We start from the raw sequence: 15,818 nt of genomic DNA, 5'->3' as shown, positions 1-15,818 counted from the left end.
TTAACTGACCGGCATTACCCCTTAGGGAGCTTTACATCAACAACTGTTCGTCTATGACAAAATGGCTATCAACGCCTCTTCATCAATCACCTTCACACCAAGCTCTTGCGCTTTGGTTAATTTAGAGCCTGCAGCTGCACCAGCCACCAAACAATCGGTATTTTTTGACACACTACCAGCAACTTTTGCACCTAATGCTTGCAGCTGCGCTTTAGCATCATTGCGATTTAACTGTGTTAATGTGCCTGTTAATACCCAGGTTTGCCCTTTAAGTGATAAATCCTCTTCTGCCACCTCTTCAATTGCCGGCCAGCAAACACCCACCTCAATAAGCTTATCAATCACTTCGAGATTATGTGGCTGTGCCAAGAAGTGCGCTAAATGAGCCGCTACAATCGCCCCAACATCATCGACCTTAATAAACTCTTCAGCAGTCGCAGCTTTTAGTGAATCTAATGTTTTAAAATAAGCTGCAAGGTTAGCGGCAGTGGCTTCTCCCACCTCTCTTATGCCTAACGCATAAAGGAACCGAGCAAAGGTTGTTTCTTTGGCGACTTCGATAGCGGCGACTAATTTAGTGGCCGATTTCATGCCCATACGTTCTAGCATTGTCATCGCAGATGCGGTTAACTTAAATAGGTCAGCAGGGCTTTCTACTAGCTCTTTATCAATGAGTTGCTCAACGACTTTATCGCCCATACCATCGATATCAAGCGCCTTTCTAGAAGCAAAATGCTTAATTGCTTCTTTACGTTGTGCTTCACAAAATAAACCACCGCTACAACGCGCTACCGCTTCGCCCTCAATGCGTTCCACCTCGCTATCACACACAGGGCAGCGCTCAGGAAACACGATATCTTGGGCATCATCAGGGCGCTTATCAGCGACGATGGCAACAATTTGTGGAATAACATCGCCAGCACGGCGAATAATGATAGTGTCTCCAACTTTCACACTGAGACGGGCAATTTCATCAGCATTATGCAAAGTGGCATTTGAAACCGTCACTCCGCCAACAAATACAGGCTTAAGACGCGCAACAGGCGTAACGGCTCCGGTACGACCAACTTGAAAATCAACCCCTTCAAGTAATGTCATCTCCTCTTGAGCTGGAAATTTAAATGCTGTTGCCCAGCGTGGGGCTTTTGCAACGAAACCTAAACTCAGTTGGTGAGCAATCTGATTAACTTTGACCACCACGCCATCGATTTCGAAATCTAAGCTGCTACGGCGCTGTTGAATATCATTGTAATAATCCATTACTTCTGCGACTGATTCACAGACTTTGACTTCTTGGCTGACTGGCACGCCCCAAGAACGTAGTTGCTCTAGCTGGCCATAATGGCTATCGGCAAGCCCCCATGATTCAGGCTCAACGACACCGAGAGCATAAGCGTAAAACCCTAATGCACGGCTAGCAGTAATCTTACTGTCTAACTGACGTAAACTGCCTGCAGCTGCATTGCGAGGATTAACAAACAGCTTGTCTCCTTTAGCACGAGCACGCTCATTGAGCGCGTCGAAGGCCTTATGCGGCATAATCACTTCGCCGCGCACCTCGACTAATGGCGGAAAGTTATCACCGCGTAGCGTTAAAGGGATCGACTTAATCGTGCGGACATTTTCAGTAATATTCTCACCAGTTTGGCCATCGCCGCGTGTTGCCGCTCGCTCAAATACACCATCACGATACACAATGCTCACAGCCAAACCATCCAGTTTAGGCTCACTGCAATAGCTCAACGCTGTGCCTACCTTGTCGGTTATCCTCGAATTAAAGCCATTAAATTCTGCTTCATCAAATACATTATCAAGGCTTAGCATAGGCTTGAGATGGGTGATTTGTTCAAACTTAGCTAATGCTTCACCACCGACTCGCTGTGTGGGCGAGTCGGCTTTAGCAAATTCTGGACTCTGAATCTCTAACTCTTTAAGCCTTTTCAGTAATCTGTCGTACTCAGCATCTGGGATCGTAGGATTGTCATCAACATAGTAGTGATAGTTATGTTGGTTGAGTTGCTGAGTCAGTTCTAAGATTTCAAGTTCATTAGCGTGCATATGGTTCGTCCAAATAATAACAAAGGCCGCCTAAGCGACCTTATTAAAACAAGTTTAGTTGATTCACTTACTCAAAATTAAGCCTGTGCTTTAATTCGTTGTATATAATTCTGTTTGGTACTTTCTAGCCACTCATCGCGTCCACCATCCAGTACCAGACCATTTAGATCGTCAGCGATTTGGTGGGCAGAATTGAGCATGGTGGAGAAGTTTCTCAGTGCATCGCCATAACAGGGAAGTGTCATAAATAGCACCACACCTTGGGTAGAGAACTGCTCCATACTATCTGGGTCAAACACACCTGGTTTAACCATATTCGCCATCGAGAATAGTACTTTCCCGGTACCGGCATTATCTTCGTGACGGTGGAAGATATTCATGTCACCGAATTTGAAATTGAGTGTTAGCAAGCAAGGTAAAAGCTCAGCGCCATTAAGCTCTTCACCCTCTTTAGCGACAACATTTAGTACCAATACATCTTGTGGTTCACCTAAAGGCTCTTCTACTGCGACCTCTTCAACCTCCTGCTTGAGCAAACTTTCTTGCGGTGTTTCGCTTTCAAGTACTGGTTCTTCAGCAAACAAAGACGATTGGATAGGTGCCGGTTCAGGTTCAGGTTCAGGTTGTACTGTAACATCTTCATCGGCTAATGAAGGTTCTACGCGGGCTGCTTTAGCACCACGAGTCGCTTTTTGACTTGGGGCATCACTCAAGATAAATGATTCATCTTCAACTGCTGAAAAAGCTGCGTCGGCATTTTCGGTAACCGCAGGTTCCGTAACTAACGCAACTGGCTTAGGCTCACCTTCAATTTCAGATTTGCTGCTTTCGTCTGCACTCGCCTTAACAACTCTCACCTCGCCTATGCCGTCATTATCAAAACCTTCTGCATCTCTGCGGTCTCGATTAATATCTGTCATTGGGCTCTGTTTGAACCCCGTCGGTTGTTGCTTTCGTATGGACCAAAAACCATGCACAAGTACGGCAATAATCGCTATCGCTCCTAAAACAAGCAATACCAGTTGCAAATTTTCCATTGGTTACCCTGTAATCTTTATGTTCATCCAGCGTCAGCTAACGCTACCGCTTCATCGATATCTACCGCCACAATGCGCGAAACGCCGGGCTCATGCATAGTCACACCGATAAGTTGATCGGCCAATTCCATGGTGATCTTGTTATGACTAATATATATAAATTGTACGCTTTGGGACATCTCTTTTACCAAACGACAGAATCGTTCGACATTGGCATCATCCAAAGGTGCATCAACTTCGTCCAACATACAAAAAGGTGCTGGATTCAATCTAAAAATAGCAAAAACTAATGATAATGCGGTTAATGCTTTTTCTCCACCAGAAAGAAGGTGGATAGTGCTATTTTTCTTACCTGGTGGCCGAGCCATAATGGTGACGCCTGTTTCCAGAAGGTCATCATCAGTCAGAGCCAAATAAGCACTGCCACCACCAAACACTTTCGGAAACAAAATACCTAAATCTTTATTGACCTTATCAAAAGTATCTTTAAATCGGCTTTTTGTTTCAGTATCAATTTTACGAATCGCTTCTTCCAAACTTCCCAAGGCTGAATTTAAGTCTTCATCTTGGCTGTCCAGATAGCTTTTACGCTCATTTTGCTGTTCAAACTCTTCTATTGCGGCTAGGTTAATAGCCCCAAGATGAGCAATTCGAGCCCGTAAACGTTCCAACTCTTTTTGACGCCATAAAGTGTTACGACTAGCATCAAGCTTAGATAATACTTGTTCAACATCAATACCCTGCTCAGTAATTAAACTAAACTGGCTGTCAATTTGTCCTTTTAAACCTTCACGACGTAACTTTAACGCGCTCATGGTTTGAGTCAAGTCTTCTATCTTTGCAAGCTGTTGTTTTTTATTCGTTCCTGCACTATCGCACAGTTCTTGTAACCCAGCTTGCTCTTGCCTAAGCAGATTTAGTGCTTGCTGTTTAACTTGCTGTGCGTCTAAGGCTTGTGCCAACTGCGCTTTAATCGATTGTGAGTTTTGAGCCGTTTCAACATCTTGTTTATTTTCTAACTGCAATCGTACTTGTGCTTTACTCTGTTCAAGTTCTTCTAGTCGTTGCTTTTGATGACTCACTTTCTGTTCGATTAAAGCCACTTGGGTTTGAATGGCTTGTTCACTTTTAAGGCTAGCTTTAAGTCGCAGCTCTGAGCCATTGAGCAAGTCTTTGAGCTCACTTAACGATTTAAATGCCGCTAATTTATCTGACTCTGCTGCTTGCCGGCTTCCTGAAGCAAGCTCAAAAGCTTGTTGCAGACTTGCTTCACTGTGCAAAAACTGTGCTTGTTGAGTGGTTAACTGTTGCAGTTCAGTTTCAGTTTCCGCTAACTCCTGCTGTAACTGCTTATAACGTGCATCCGTATCATTTATGGTGGTTTGCATCGCTTTAACTTGCGATACCATGCCAGCTAATGCCACTTTTTGAGCTTGAATTTGCTGGTATTGTTGTTGCTGTGAGACTAATTGCGGCTTTAGCTCCTCGATATGCACCGACAAGGTTTGCTTTAATAAGCTCAACCGCTCTTCAGTACTACAAACGACTTCTGTTAGCGCAGCATGTTCATTTTTAAGTTGTACGACTGATCCTGAGTCTGCATTTTTTTCGATGATAAAATCAGCACCAACAAGAAAGCCATCTGCAGTCGCGAACATTTGCTCTGCAGCAAGCTCTTTTCGCTGCAGAACCGCTTCATCTTTTGTCTCTAGCCACTTAACTTGGCCTAACCATGGCTGGAGGTTCACAGGGCTCTGAATAACATCATTCGCCACTTCACTTACCATAGAGTTTGCAATGAACCCTATACTTAATTCAGGAGGTCGTTCTTTAAATACCGGAGAATTAAGAACATTAGCAAGTAACAAGTCAACCGCGCTTTCCCAACCAGGAGTCACCTCGATAACTTGCCATAGCAGCGTGCCTGCTTCATCACCTTCATCAGGCAATAATTGAGTAACAACAGACAAACGGCCTTTTTCATCAGCCAGTTTTACTTTTACAGACTCAAGCTCTGTTTTCAGCTCATCACAAGATTGTTGACGCGTTTCAATATTAAAACTCAGCTCGTCATATACCTCTTGCGCTTGCTCAGTCTCGATAGACAACGTATCACATTGGTTAGCTAAGGAACTGCTCTTGAGTTGATCGAGCTGTTCATTATGCTCCAGTGCTCTTTGGGTCAGCTTTGCTACCGATTTTTGTTTATGGGCTAGCTCTTTTGTACAATGATTTAGCTGAGTACGATTCATCTCTACCGCTAAATGTGCTTTGGCTTCGTCACCACTATGTAGCTGAAACTGTTCGGTTGAGGCAATGTGACGCTGGTTGATTAGGGCTAATTCTGCGGACTGGTTGTGTGCCTGTTTCTGCCACGCCTTTATCTCTGGCGCTAACTCTTGTTGCTGCTTTATCAGCTTTTCTTGGTTTACATTAGCAGTGTTCAACGACGCTTGCTGCAACGCTATTTGAGCGCTAATTTCGCCCAGTCGTTGATTCAAACTGTCATCTTGTTGCTCACGGTGTTTCAGTGATTGTTCAAGCTTAGCGATATGGGTTTTGGTGAGGTAAAAAGCTTCGACTTGCTGATGCTCTTGACTATCAAGCTCACTCAACTTTAAATTCAGTTCCGTCAAACTAAGTTCAAGTGTCTGCTTTTCAGCGAGTAAGCTAGCTTGCTGCACCTCTAGCTTACCGATCTGAACGGTTAATGTATCGGTTTGCTGATTAAGCTCGTGATAACGAGACACCACCAGCTCAGACTCACATTGACGTTCAGACTGCTTAAGCTCACGATACTGTTTTGCCGTTTGCGCCTGCTCAGCAAGTCTTTCCAGTTGCTTATGCAGCTCTGAGCGAATATCTCCAAGTCGAGATAAGTTTTCGCGAGTGTGCCTAATACGATTCTCAGTTTCACGCCTGCGCTCTTTATAGCGAGAGATCCCAGCCGCTTCTTCGATGAATACTCTTAGCTCTTGAGGTTTTGACTCAATAAGCCGAGAAATGGTGCCCTGCTCAATAATCGCGTAACTGCGCGGCCCAAGCCCAGTACCCATAAATAGATCAGTAATATCTTTACGGCGACACTTTTGATTATTCAGAAAATAGCTTGAGTCGCCATCACGGCTTACTTGTCTCTTAACCGCTATCTCTTGGTAGCTAGCGTACTGACCTGCTAATCGATTGTCTTGGTTATCAAATAGCAGTTCCACCCCCGCTACTGATACAGGTCTTCTGGCTGTTGAGCCATTAAATATAACGTCTGCCATAGAATCGCCACGCAGGTGTTTAGCAGAGCTTTCGCCCAACACCCAACGCACTGCGTCAATGACATTTGATTTACCACAGCCGTTCGGACCAATAATGGCACTCAATGGATTAGGTAAAGGAATTTTGGTTGGATCGACGAATGACTTGAATCCGGCAAGTTTTATCTGTTTAAGTCTCATGATGCCGTTTTGGTCACTTCCACGCTAAGTTATCTGCTGACACTTAGCATCTATGTTTGATGTGCATATAATGATGGTAACTTTACCAAAGCTAACAGCATTTTGTAACGCTTTTTATTGGCGATTAACGCCTTTTCACTTGCGGTTAAATGCCCACTGACTCACAATCGTGACATTGCGTATCCTTAACAATCAAAAATTTCTATGAATAAAACCAATCAAGTAACAAAAAAGAGTGGCGTAAATTACTTCTTAGAAGGGTTCAGTTTGATAAAACGCCCCGGCCTTAGACGTTTTGTATTTATTCCACTGACAATTAATTTATTGCTCTTTGGTTGCTTGATCTATTTTGCCATTGGTCAGTTAGAGCAAGTTTTCGCCTGGCTTTCAGGTCAGCTTCCAGAATACTTAAGTTGGTTGAACTTTCTGCTTTGGCCACTTGCAGTATTAACCTTGTTGGTGGTGCTATCTTTCACCTTTAGTTCGGTGATGAATTGGCTCGCTGCGCCCTTTAACGGATTACTGGCTGAAAAAGTCGAACAACTGTTAACGGGCAAACCGCTCAATACGGGTGGCGGCATCGATTTAATCAAAGATTTGCCGCGCATATTGGGGCGAGAGTGGATCAAACTGAAATACTATCTACCTCGTGCCATTGTTTTCTTATTGCTATTTTTACTGCCATTTGTCGGTCAAACTGTGGCGCCTATCTTATGGTTTCTTTTTAGTGCCTGGATGATGGCAATACAATACTGTGATTACCCTTTTGATAACCATAAAGTCCCCTTTGCGGATATGAAATTTGCACTTAACCAAACTCGTGGCAGCAGCTTTAGTTTTGGCGCTGCAGTGACACTGTTTTCAATGATCCCAATCCTCAATTTTGTCGTGATGCCTGTCGCCATATGTGGCGCCACATCTATGTGGGTTGATAAATACCGAGAAGCCTACAAAGACAACACCATCGCACCGGATTAGTATGGATTACGCTGGGCCAATAATCATGTGGCCTAGCGGCTCCTACGCATTCTCGACTTAATTGTTACACCCCTGAAAATATTTGTAACAAATAGTCTACTTTTTTTATACGTGATTCCATTACAATCCTCACACCCAATTATTCAGCTTTAAATAATAAAAACAAATGAATAAAGCAACCCTACTTGTTAGCTCCGTTGTCTTGTTAACCTCTTTTCATTCTTTGCATGCTAATGCCGGACAGGAGGATCAATTCAATATTGAGATCCCTACACTTTCAGGCAGCATCAAAGTTGATGGTCACTTTGATGAACCGCAATGGAAGAATGCCGCAACCACCGAGATAACGATTGAGACGAGTCCCGGTGAAAACATTACTGCGCCAGTAACAACTGAAGTCAAACTATATTCCACTGACACAAGCCTATTTTTGGCATTTACTGCTTATGATCCAACGCCATCGCAGATCAGAGCAAACTTGAGCGATCGAGACAGCGTTTGGGGTGATGATTTAGTCGGTATCAAACTCGATACTTTTAATGATGCCAGACTCGCCTATCAATTCTTTGTCAATGCTTACGGCGTGCAAATGGACTCAATCGAAAATGAACTGACCGGCAGCGAAAGCGATGCCTGGGACGGCATTTGGTACACTGCAGCTCAGCGCACAGAAACGGGTTATCAGGTAGAAATAGAGTTACCTTACAGAGTGCTTAATTTTGATAACAGCACCGAGCAAAAATGGGGCGTTGAACTGGTCAGGTTTTATCCACGAAATGAACAGCACAGACTATCTAGCCACCAAATAGACAGAAATAATAGCTGCCAACTGTGTCAATTTGGGGTGATGAGTGGCATGTCTAGCCTTGAGCAAGGTAATGACCTACAGATCACGCCATCGGTGGTTTTTAATCGTAACAGCCAACGTCCTCTCGAGCTTAATAGTGACTGGGAAAGCGAAAACAACGTTGAGCCAAGTTTAGATATCCGCTGGGGGATCACTCCAAGTACATTATTGAGTGCAACCATAAACCCGGATTTTTCGCAGGTAGAAGCCGACGCTGGTCAACTCGATATTAATAATACCTTCGCATTGTTTTATCCAGAAAAAAGAGCCTTTTTTCTCGATAATAAGGACTATTTTGATACCCAGTTAAACTTATTGCATACCCGTAATATCGTTTCACCAGATTATGGCATTAAGCTAACAAGTAAAGTGGGTGACCACACATTTGCCACACTGGCGACAAACGACACTCATACTAACTTTTTAGTACCTGGGAATTTAAGCTCTGATATCGCCAGTATCGATGAGAAAAGTCAGAACTTTGCAGGTCGTTATCGTTACGACATAGGTAAAGAGTTGTCTATGGGCGCGCTAGTCACCGCTAAAACCAGCGACGATTATCATAACTATGTTACTAGCCTAGATGTTAAATATCAGCCTACCGAGCAAGATACCTTTATTGGCCAATACGTAGTATCGGATACCCAATACCCTTTAGATTTCTCGCAAACACTATGCAGCAATGATGATTGCCTTCCGGATATCAACTGTGATTTAAATGATTGCGGCGTCAATGAGCGTGTATTACGCACCAATAGCACTGATGCAATTCGTGGCAACATGTATTTGGCAAAATATGAACATGAAACCAGAAACTGGGATGCTATAGCGCAATATCAGTCTGTAGGCGAGGATTTTAGAGCCGATTTAGGCTTTATTGAAAAAGTCGATTTTAGCAAATTTGTCGCAGGCGGTGGTTACACTTGGTACCCTGAAAACAGTGGTTTTAGCAAGATCAGATTGAGCGGCGACTGGGATATTAGTCATAACCAGGCCGGTGAAAAATTAGAACAGGAAGCTGAAGCTAAGCTTGCTTTTGACGGTTTATTGCAAAGTTACACTGCATTTGGCGTCGTTAACCGTCAACGTGTAGGAAGGCGTCACGATAGTGCAAGCTTAGCAATTGAAAATAATACTCAGATGTTTGACGAAACCATGGGCTGGTTTTATGCCAATATGAAGCCAACCCGTACCCTATTTGTCGAACTGGATGTCAACTACGGCGATAGCATCGACTTTGCCAACGATCAATTGGGTACTAAGTTTCTACTCAATCCTGGTGTTCGCTGGAATGTTACCGATTCAGTGAAGCTTAATGTATCGCACGTTTACCGTACTATGGATGTCGATGACGGCCGTCTATTTACCGCAAACTTAAGCGATGTAAGATTGAGTTGGTATATCGACATTCATAACTTTATCCGAGTCTCCAGCGTCTACACCCATATTGAAAGAGATCCAAGCCTTTACCAATATGGTTCACCGAATAAAGAGCAGCAGAATTTAGGCAATGAGATCCTTTACGGGTATAAGCTTAATCCTCAAAGTGTGTTCTATCTAGGCTATTCAGATGGATTGAAGTCTAATGATTCCATCGACTCACTAATGAAAACCGAAGAAACCTACTTTATAAAAATGAGTTACGCTTGGATTTTATAAACAAAAAGGCTTAACCAGTAATGGTTAAGCCTTTTTATTATCAATAAGAAACCGTTTTAGGCAATGCACACTAAGTTGCGCCCACCCTCTTTAGCTTCATAAAGCGCAACATCAGCTCGTAGCAACATCTCATCTACGTTTTCATCGTAATTGAAATTAGCAACACCGATACTAACGGTTATGGTTAACTCGCCTTTCGTTGTCATTATCGGTGTACTTTCCATCTGCATTCTAAACCTATCTAACAGCGCAAATGACTTTTCAACGCTTAAGCCCTTAAAGCCGACAACGAATTCTTCACCACCAAATCTAGCCACTGTAAAATGTTGTGAAAATGAGTGTTTTAGGCGCTTGGCAAACTCAACGAGCACTTCATCTCCTACATCATGGCCATAACCATCATTTACTTTTTTGAAGAAATCGATATCCATCAATCCGAGTGAAAGCGTAGCTTGATTGCGAGTAATTGTAGGTAATTTCTCTTCATAGAGATTAAAAAAGTAACGCCGATTAAATACATTGGTTAAGTAATCGAGGTTGGCTTGCTCCCACAGTTTAGCCATCATATCGAGTGCATCTAGCGTGTTAAGTACTCGACAATGAAACTCTTCGTGCACGAAAGGCTTCTGCAGAAAGTCATTAGCACCATTTTTAATAAATCGTGCTGATAGGCTTTCGTCGCTATCACTGGATAACCCGATAATTGCCAACTCTTCTCTGCTGAACTGCTCTCTAACTTTTATAATTAAACCAAAGCCGTCAAGACGAGGCATATTATAATCAGTGATAAGCAGCTTAATATCTGGGTTTTCTTTAAGGGTATCAAGTGCCGTCAAACCGTCATCAGCTTCTATCACCTGAAACAAATGCTGCTCTAAAAGGCTACGAATAAACTTTCGGCTCACCATGGAGTCATCAGCAACCAATACCTTCACGGTTTGATTGCGTTGCAAACGTCGAACTAATTTAGCGGTATACTCGTAGCTAAAGCGGTTTTCTTTAAGTACATAATCAACAATACCTAATTGCAGCAGGCGTGTTCGCTCTTAAGGGTCCCAGCTTCCGGTCAGTACAATACATGGGATCTGTTTAGCCAGTACTAATTTTACAATCTCGCCCTCTTGCGCATCCGGAAGGTTTAGATCGGTAACAGCCACAAAGTAATCATTTTCAGCCAAAAGATTTTTGGCACAGGCTAGATCTGGCGCGACATCAACTTCACAATCCAACTCTTGGGTTAATAAATGGCGCATCACCCGTGATACAACTTGGCTATCTTCAACAACTAAGATCCGCAACTTAACTCTCCTTTAAACCCATACTCCTTTAGCACATTAGTTAATCGGCCTTTTTGAAAGACTCTTTAATTATTAAATGCCTACGCTAAGTGAGAACGTTAACTGTGTTTCTCTGCAATTTTACAAAATACCTGCGCAGCTTAACCCTTCCCCCCAAAAACGGTATCAATTATGCTACTTCTGCTGACTTTTCGCATCAACCGATGCATTTAACGCATTCATATTTAATTGTATGATAGGTGCTTCAATTTCAGGCTTACGGAGATCAACAACTACGGTTGCAGATATTTTATCTTGTATTGCTTGTCGATTAGCATCCCAGAATACTTGCATGAAACCGAGTAAACCAGTGGTAAAGCCTGCAGCGTAACCACCGTAACGACCAAAGGCAGCCCATAAAGTAATTTTGGAACCATCCAACTGGATGACACTGATCCCAAGTAGTTTTTTACCCAATGTTTGTCCATCAAACCAAGCGGTAAACACCGTAAAATAAAACGCTGCCCAACCAAAACCTAGGCCCATATCATTTAACAAACCGACCAACCATGCTAATGGACTCGATTGTGAGTTTTGATCTTCTTCAAAATGAGAATCATCTTCCAACGCTTCCCAGTCCACTTTGTTTGTGGTTGAAGCATCGCTCTCATCATTACTAGCAATGATGCTCTCTTCTTCGACTGGCTGCTCAATATTTGCATCGGTGACAGAAGATTGCGCTTGTATATTCTCAGTTGATACAAACTTTAACTTTAAGCTCTCTTTTTGGTTAGCGGTAAGCGGTAGCTCATTAATAAGCTCTTCTATAATACGTGCTTGTTCTGCGCTCGAGAGGCTTGAGTGGTTTAGCGCATCTTTTAATGAATCTAAACGCTGTTGAGCACATAAGTAATTTTGGCAACTCGATGTGGATATGACTTCAGGAAGATAATTCGCTAGTTCAGCAACAGTTTGCAATGTTTCAGGCTCAGCACTATCAACATTTATATGGGTTCCGACTTGGCTAGTGTCTGAAATATCATTTCGATTATTCCAACCGTCACCAATTAACGCATACACCATACCTGCAAGCATGAAAGCATATAATGCCCATTTAACAATGCTGCCCAAAGATTGGCTTCTTTTATGAACAATAACAGTGATCGCGACCATTAATACAAAAAGCCAACCTGCATTTTCAGCAAGAGCCGCGACCAACAGACCATCAACAGTTATAGCTAAGGCGCGTTTCAAAGGACTCGCTAATGGTTGATATAAAACACTAGGAGCTATCTCAAAAGCATAAGGGGTGACTAACGACTTAGGATCAAGCGTTGATTCTGTCTGCTGTTTTTTCATTAGTTTAATCCAGTCCTAGTGAGAGTATCACATTGGTCAAAGCACCATAATACCACCCTATTAACTTAAGCTTAACAACTGAAACTTATAGTAATTCCACTCATTACGTATAATAGCGATTGCTTTAATAACTAAAAGGAATAAAGAAGAACAAACAATCACTTCTAAAGCAGCGAAAGAGGATTATGCTTTACCTGTGCATTTTAAGGAGCAAGCAGCCCATGAGCAAAATTTTTGAAGACAATTCACAAACAATTGGTAACACGCCACTTGTCCGTTTAAACCGTGTTAGCAAAGGTAATGTTCTTGCCAAGATTGAAGCACGTAACCCAAGTTTCAGTATTAAGTGTCGTATTGGCGCGAATATGATCTGGGACGCTGAGAAAAAAGGCGTTCTAACTCAAGATAAAGAGCTTATCGAGCCAACTTCTGGTAACACAGGAATTGCACTTGCTTATGTAGCGGCTGCAAGAGGCTATAAGTTAACGTTAACTATGCCTAATACTATGAGTTTAGAGCGTAGAAAACTGCTTAAAGCATTAGGTGCAAACTTAGTGTTAACTGAAGGCGCAAAAGGCATGAAAGGTGCCATTGATAAAGCGGAAGAGATCCGTCAATCAGCACCTGAAAAATACGTGTTATTGCAGCAGTTTAACAACCCAGCAAACCCAGAGATCCACGAAAAAACTACTGGACCTGAGATCTGGAATGATACTGACGGCGAAGTTGATGTCATTGTTGCTGGTGTTGGCACAGGCGGAACAATCACTGGTGTGAGCCGTTACATCAAAAATACTCAAGGTAAAGCGATTACTTCTGTAGCTGTTGAGCCAGTTGATTCGCCTGTGATTGCACAAACACTTGCAGGTCAAACAGTTCAACCTGGACCACACAAAATTCAAGGTATTGGCGCTGGATTTATTCCGGGCAACCTAGATCTTGAACTGATAGACCGTGTTGAAGCAGTATCGAATGAAGACTCTATCGAAATGGCACATCGACTCATGCAAGAAGAAGGTATTCTAGTCGGGATCTCATCAGGTGCAGCTGTAGTAGCAGCAAACCGTATTGCAGCGCTACCTGAGTTTGAAGGTAAGAATATTGTTGTTGTATTACCTTCTGCCGCTGAACGTTACTTATCTTCAGTATTGTTCCAGGGTGAGTTTAGCGACGCTGAAAACGTACAATAAACCGTATGTAGATACAACAAAACCCAAGCTTTAGCTTGGGTTTTTTATTGCCCGAATAATGTGGCTTACAGTGGTGTGCACAATATTATTGAGCTCAGTCTTATTCACCTTACCACGCAGTAAAAACTGGTATTCCAACAGTCGAATTATTGCCAAGATTTGGTGGGCATCTTCACTTGCTGTTTTTGAACCAAATGCACTAAAAAATGATTTAATGCTCTGCAGTAATGTCTCTTCGAGCAAGATAATGGCTTTAGCAAGCTCGGGATTCCGCAGTGCTTCTTCGTGAAAAGCATGCTCTAGGATACGATCATCAGGTTGAGTTAACTGTGCTTCTATATGATCACAGATAAAGTCAGATAACTGCTCAACCACTAACGTTTGCAGCTCAGATTTAGTTAGGCTCTGGCTTACTTCGGCCATACTATTGAGCAAGGTATAGCTTTGCTCCTCTAACGCTTTATTCATCCACAACGTTTTTTCCGCAAAAAAGGTTAATGCATCACTAATAAGGTCTTTAATATCATTAAAGTAATAAGTAGTTGAAGCTAATGGTACGTCTGCCTCAGCTGCAACAGCCCTATGGCGCACGCCACGGATCCCCTCTTTAACGATTAAGCGCAATGTCGCCTCTAGAATCGCTTTGCGTCTTGCTTGCCCATCACTTCGGCTTGATTGTCGACCAACATAGGTCAGTGGTACGAGCATGGCACTTCCTTTACACGAATATTCAATCTGGCTTGAACTCGCCATGAACAACTGGAAACTAATCTTATCTAAAACAATTCGAAGCAAGATCCAGTTCAAACTATATCCAGACTGTAACATGTAAGATACGCCTCCCCTAATTCGGTAACAGCTACATCGGTCTAATTTATGTCTTTCTATCGCTCTCCTCTATCAATCAGCGCATTTGATGCCAAGTTTGAAGCGCAAAAAATTGCCTTCGCGCCAATAAGTTTTCAAGTCGCACGCTGTTTGTTGAAGTTTAATGTTTTACAGTTGATCTCCGATTGCGGCTCAAAAGGTTGCAGCATAAGTGATTTAGCCAAGCAGTCAGTACTGTCAGAGTACGCCCTTGGAGTATTAGTCGATATGGGACTGAGTATGGGCTTGTTATACCTAAATGAAGAAGCATACGTGCTCGATAAGGTCGGGCACTTTTTATTGCATGATGATATGGCTCAAACCAATTTAAATTTTACCCATGATGTCTGTTATCAAGGGTTATTTGAATTGGAAGCTTCTTTACTCGAAGGTAAACCAAAAGGGCTCGCCTCACTGGGTGACTGGCAAACAATCTATCCCGGCTTGAGTCAATTGCCCGACGATATTAAAAAGAGCTGGTTTGAGTTTGATCACTATTATTCAGATCATGCATTCGAGACTTTGTTACCGCTCATTTTCAAAGCTCAGCCAAAGCATATTGTCGATGTTGGCGGAAACACGGGTAAATGGGCATTAGCCTGTACCAAATTTGATAGCCAAGTCGCTGTCACCATCATGGATCTTCCTGGGCAGTTAGAAGTCGCGATGCAGAACGCTGCTGACAATGGGGTAGCTGACAGAATAAACGCATTTGCAACAGACTTACTCGATGAAAGCAAACCATTTTGTGAAGCTGGTAACCTTTACTGGATGAGCCAATTTTTAGATTGCTTTTCTGAGACAGAAATTCTCAGCATTCTAAAACGTGCCGTTTCAGTCATGGAGAAAGACAGTGAGCTATGCATCCTAGAAACCTTCTGGGATCGTCAGCCATTTGAAGCAGGCGCTTTTTGTGTCAATGCCACTTCAATCTATTTCACCGCTATTGCCAATGGCAATAGTCGCATGTACCACAGTAAAACCTTACTGAGCCTAATTAGCCAAGCGGGACTCTTTGTTGATGAAGATATCGACAATATTGGACTTGGGCACACGTTACTGCGTTGCAAACTGAAACCTTGATTTAAATCCACACC

9 protein-coding genes and 1 pseudogene are annotated in these 15,818 nt (G+C 42.8%); 4 read left to right on the top strand and 6 right to left on the bottom strand.

Translation table 11 applies throughout. The features are described 5' to 3' along the window. Positions 1-51: 51 nt before the first annotated feature. From ligA to smc, 3 genes are all read right to left on the bottom strand, one after another. Positions 52-2,058, bottom strand: coding sequence for an NAD-dependent DNA ligase LigA (gene ligA, locus AB4238_RS10790; protein ID WP_372033450.1), 2,007 nt, complete (start codon positions 2,056-2,058; stop codon positions 52-54). 77 nt (positions 2,059-2,135) lie between these two features. Next, a complete protein-coding gene (gene zipA, locus AB4238_RS10785) occupies positions 2,136-3,095 on the bottom strand; it encodes a cell division protein ZipA (protein WP_372033449.1) in 960 nt (319 codons plus the stop codon). A gap of 23 nt (positions 3,096-3,118) precedes the next feature. Then, positions 3,119-6,544: a chromosome segregation protein SMC gene (smc, locus tag AB4238_RS10780; RefSeq protein WP_372033448.1), complete on the bottom strand. Its 3,426-nt coding sequence runs from the start codon at positions 6,542-6,544 to the stop codon at positions 3,119-3,121. A gap of 204 nt (positions 6,545-6,748) precedes the next feature. On the opposite strand from smc, the gene cysZ reads away from it, so the two are divergent. Beyond that, complete coding sequence (gene cysZ / locus AB4238_RS10775; RefSeq protein ID WP_372033447.1) at positions 6,749-7,522, top strand: sulfate transporter CysZ; 774 nt, start codon at positions 6,749-6,751, stop codon at positions 7,520-7,522. A gap of 166 nt (positions 7,523-7,688) precedes the next feature. Then, positions 7,689-10,028 (top strand): DUF5916 domain-containing protein, encoded by a 2,340-nt coding sequence (locus AB4238_RS10770; RefSeq protein ID WP_372033446.1) that lies wholly within the window; start codon positions 7,689-7,691, stop codon positions 10,026-10,028. 56 nt (positions 10,029-10,084) lie between these two features. On the opposite strand, the pseudogene AB4238_RS10765 reads toward AB4238_RS10770, so the two are convergent. Together AB4238_RS10765 and AB4238_RS10760 are read right to left on the bottom strand one after the other, a co-directional pair. Then, a pseudogene (locus tag AB4238_RS10765) lies at positions 10,085-11,326 on the bottom strand (diguanylate cyclase). A gap of 174 nt (positions 11,327-11,500) precedes the next feature. After that, positions 11,501-12,664: an RDD family protein gene (locus AB4238_RS10760; RefSeq protein WP_372033445.1), complete on the bottom strand. Its 1,164-nt coding sequence runs from the start codon at positions 12,662-12,664 to the stop codon at positions 11,501-11,503. A gap of 221 nt (positions 12,665-12,885) precedes the next feature. Between AB4238_RS10760 and cysK the strand changes: the two genes are divergently transcribed. Next, the gene (cysK, locus tag AB4238_RS10755) at positions 12,886-13,854 is read left to right on the top strand and encodes a cysteine synthase A (protein ID WP_220736123.1); all 969 of its coding nucleotides are present in this window, start codon (positions 12,886-12,888) and stop codon (positions 13,852-13,854) included. 30 nt (positions 13,855-13,884) lie between these two features. Here the strand turns inward: cysK and AB4238_RS10750 are convergent, their stop codons facing one another. After that, positions 13,885-14,562 carry a TetR/AcrR family transcriptional regulator gene (locus AB4238_RS10750; RefSeq protein WP_372033444.1) on the bottom strand — a complete coding sequence of 226 codons (678 nt, stop codon included), beginning with the start codon at positions 14,560-14,562 and terminating at the stop codon, positions 13,885-13,887. A gap of 168 nt (positions 14,563-14,730) precedes the next feature. On the opposite strand from AB4238_RS10750, the gene AB4238_RS10745 reads away from it, so the two are divergent. Beyond that, complete coding sequence (locus AB4238_RS10745; RefSeq protein WP_220736124.1) at positions 14,731-15,804, top strand: methyltransferase; 1,074 nt, start codon at positions 14,731-14,733, stop codon at positions 15,802-15,804. The last annotated feature ends 14 nt before the right edge of the window (positions 15,805-15,818 follow it).

The sequence above is a fragment of the Shewanella sp. 10N.286.45.A1 genome, assembly GCF_041470405.1.
In the GTDB taxonomy this organism is placed as follows: Bacteria; Pseudomonadota; Gammaproteobacteria; order Enterobacterales; family Shewanellaceae; genus Shewanella.
This window is presented reverse-complemented; position numbering and strand designations above follow the sequence as displayed.

What these genes read in the sequence shown, in the direction of transcription:
- AB4238_RS10745 (WP_220736124.1), top strand. Translation starts at nt 14,731, where the DNA reads ATGTCTTTCTATCGCTCTCCTCTATCAATCAGCGCATTTGATGCCAAG.
- cysK (WP_220736123.1), top strand. Translation starts at nt 12,886, where the DNA reads ATGAGCAAAATTTTTGAAGACAATTCACAAACAATTGGTAACACGCCA.
- AB4238_RS10770 (WP_372033446.1), top strand. Translation starts at nt 7,689, where the DNA reads ATGAATAAAGCAACCCTACTTGTTAGCTCCGTTGTCTTGTTAACCTCT.
- cysZ (WP_372033447.1), top strand. Translation starts at nt 6,749, where the DNA reads ATGAATAAAACCAATCAAGTAACAAAAAAGAGTGGCGTAAATTACTTC.
- AB4238_RS10750 (WP_372033444.1), bottom strand. Translation starts at nt 14,562, where the DNA reads ATGCTCGTACCACTGACCTATGTTGGTCGACAATCAAGCCGAAGTGAT.
- smc (WP_372033448.1), bottom strand. Translation starts at nt 6,544, where the DNA reads ATGAGACTTAAACAGATAAAACTTGCCGGATTCAAGTCATTCGTCGAT.
- AB4238_RS10760 (WP_372033445.1), bottom strand. Translation starts at nt 12,664, where the DNA reads ATGAAAAAACAGCAGACAGAATCAACGCTTGATCCTAAGTCGTTAGTC.
- ligA (WP_372033450.1), bottom strand. Translation starts at nt 2,058, where the DNA reads ATGCACGCTAATGAACTTGAAATCTTAGAACTGACTCAGCAACTCAAC.
- zipA (WP_372033449.1), bottom strand. Translation starts at nt 3,095, where the DNA reads ATGGAAAATTTGCAACTGGTATTGCTTGTTTTAGGAGCGATAGCGATT.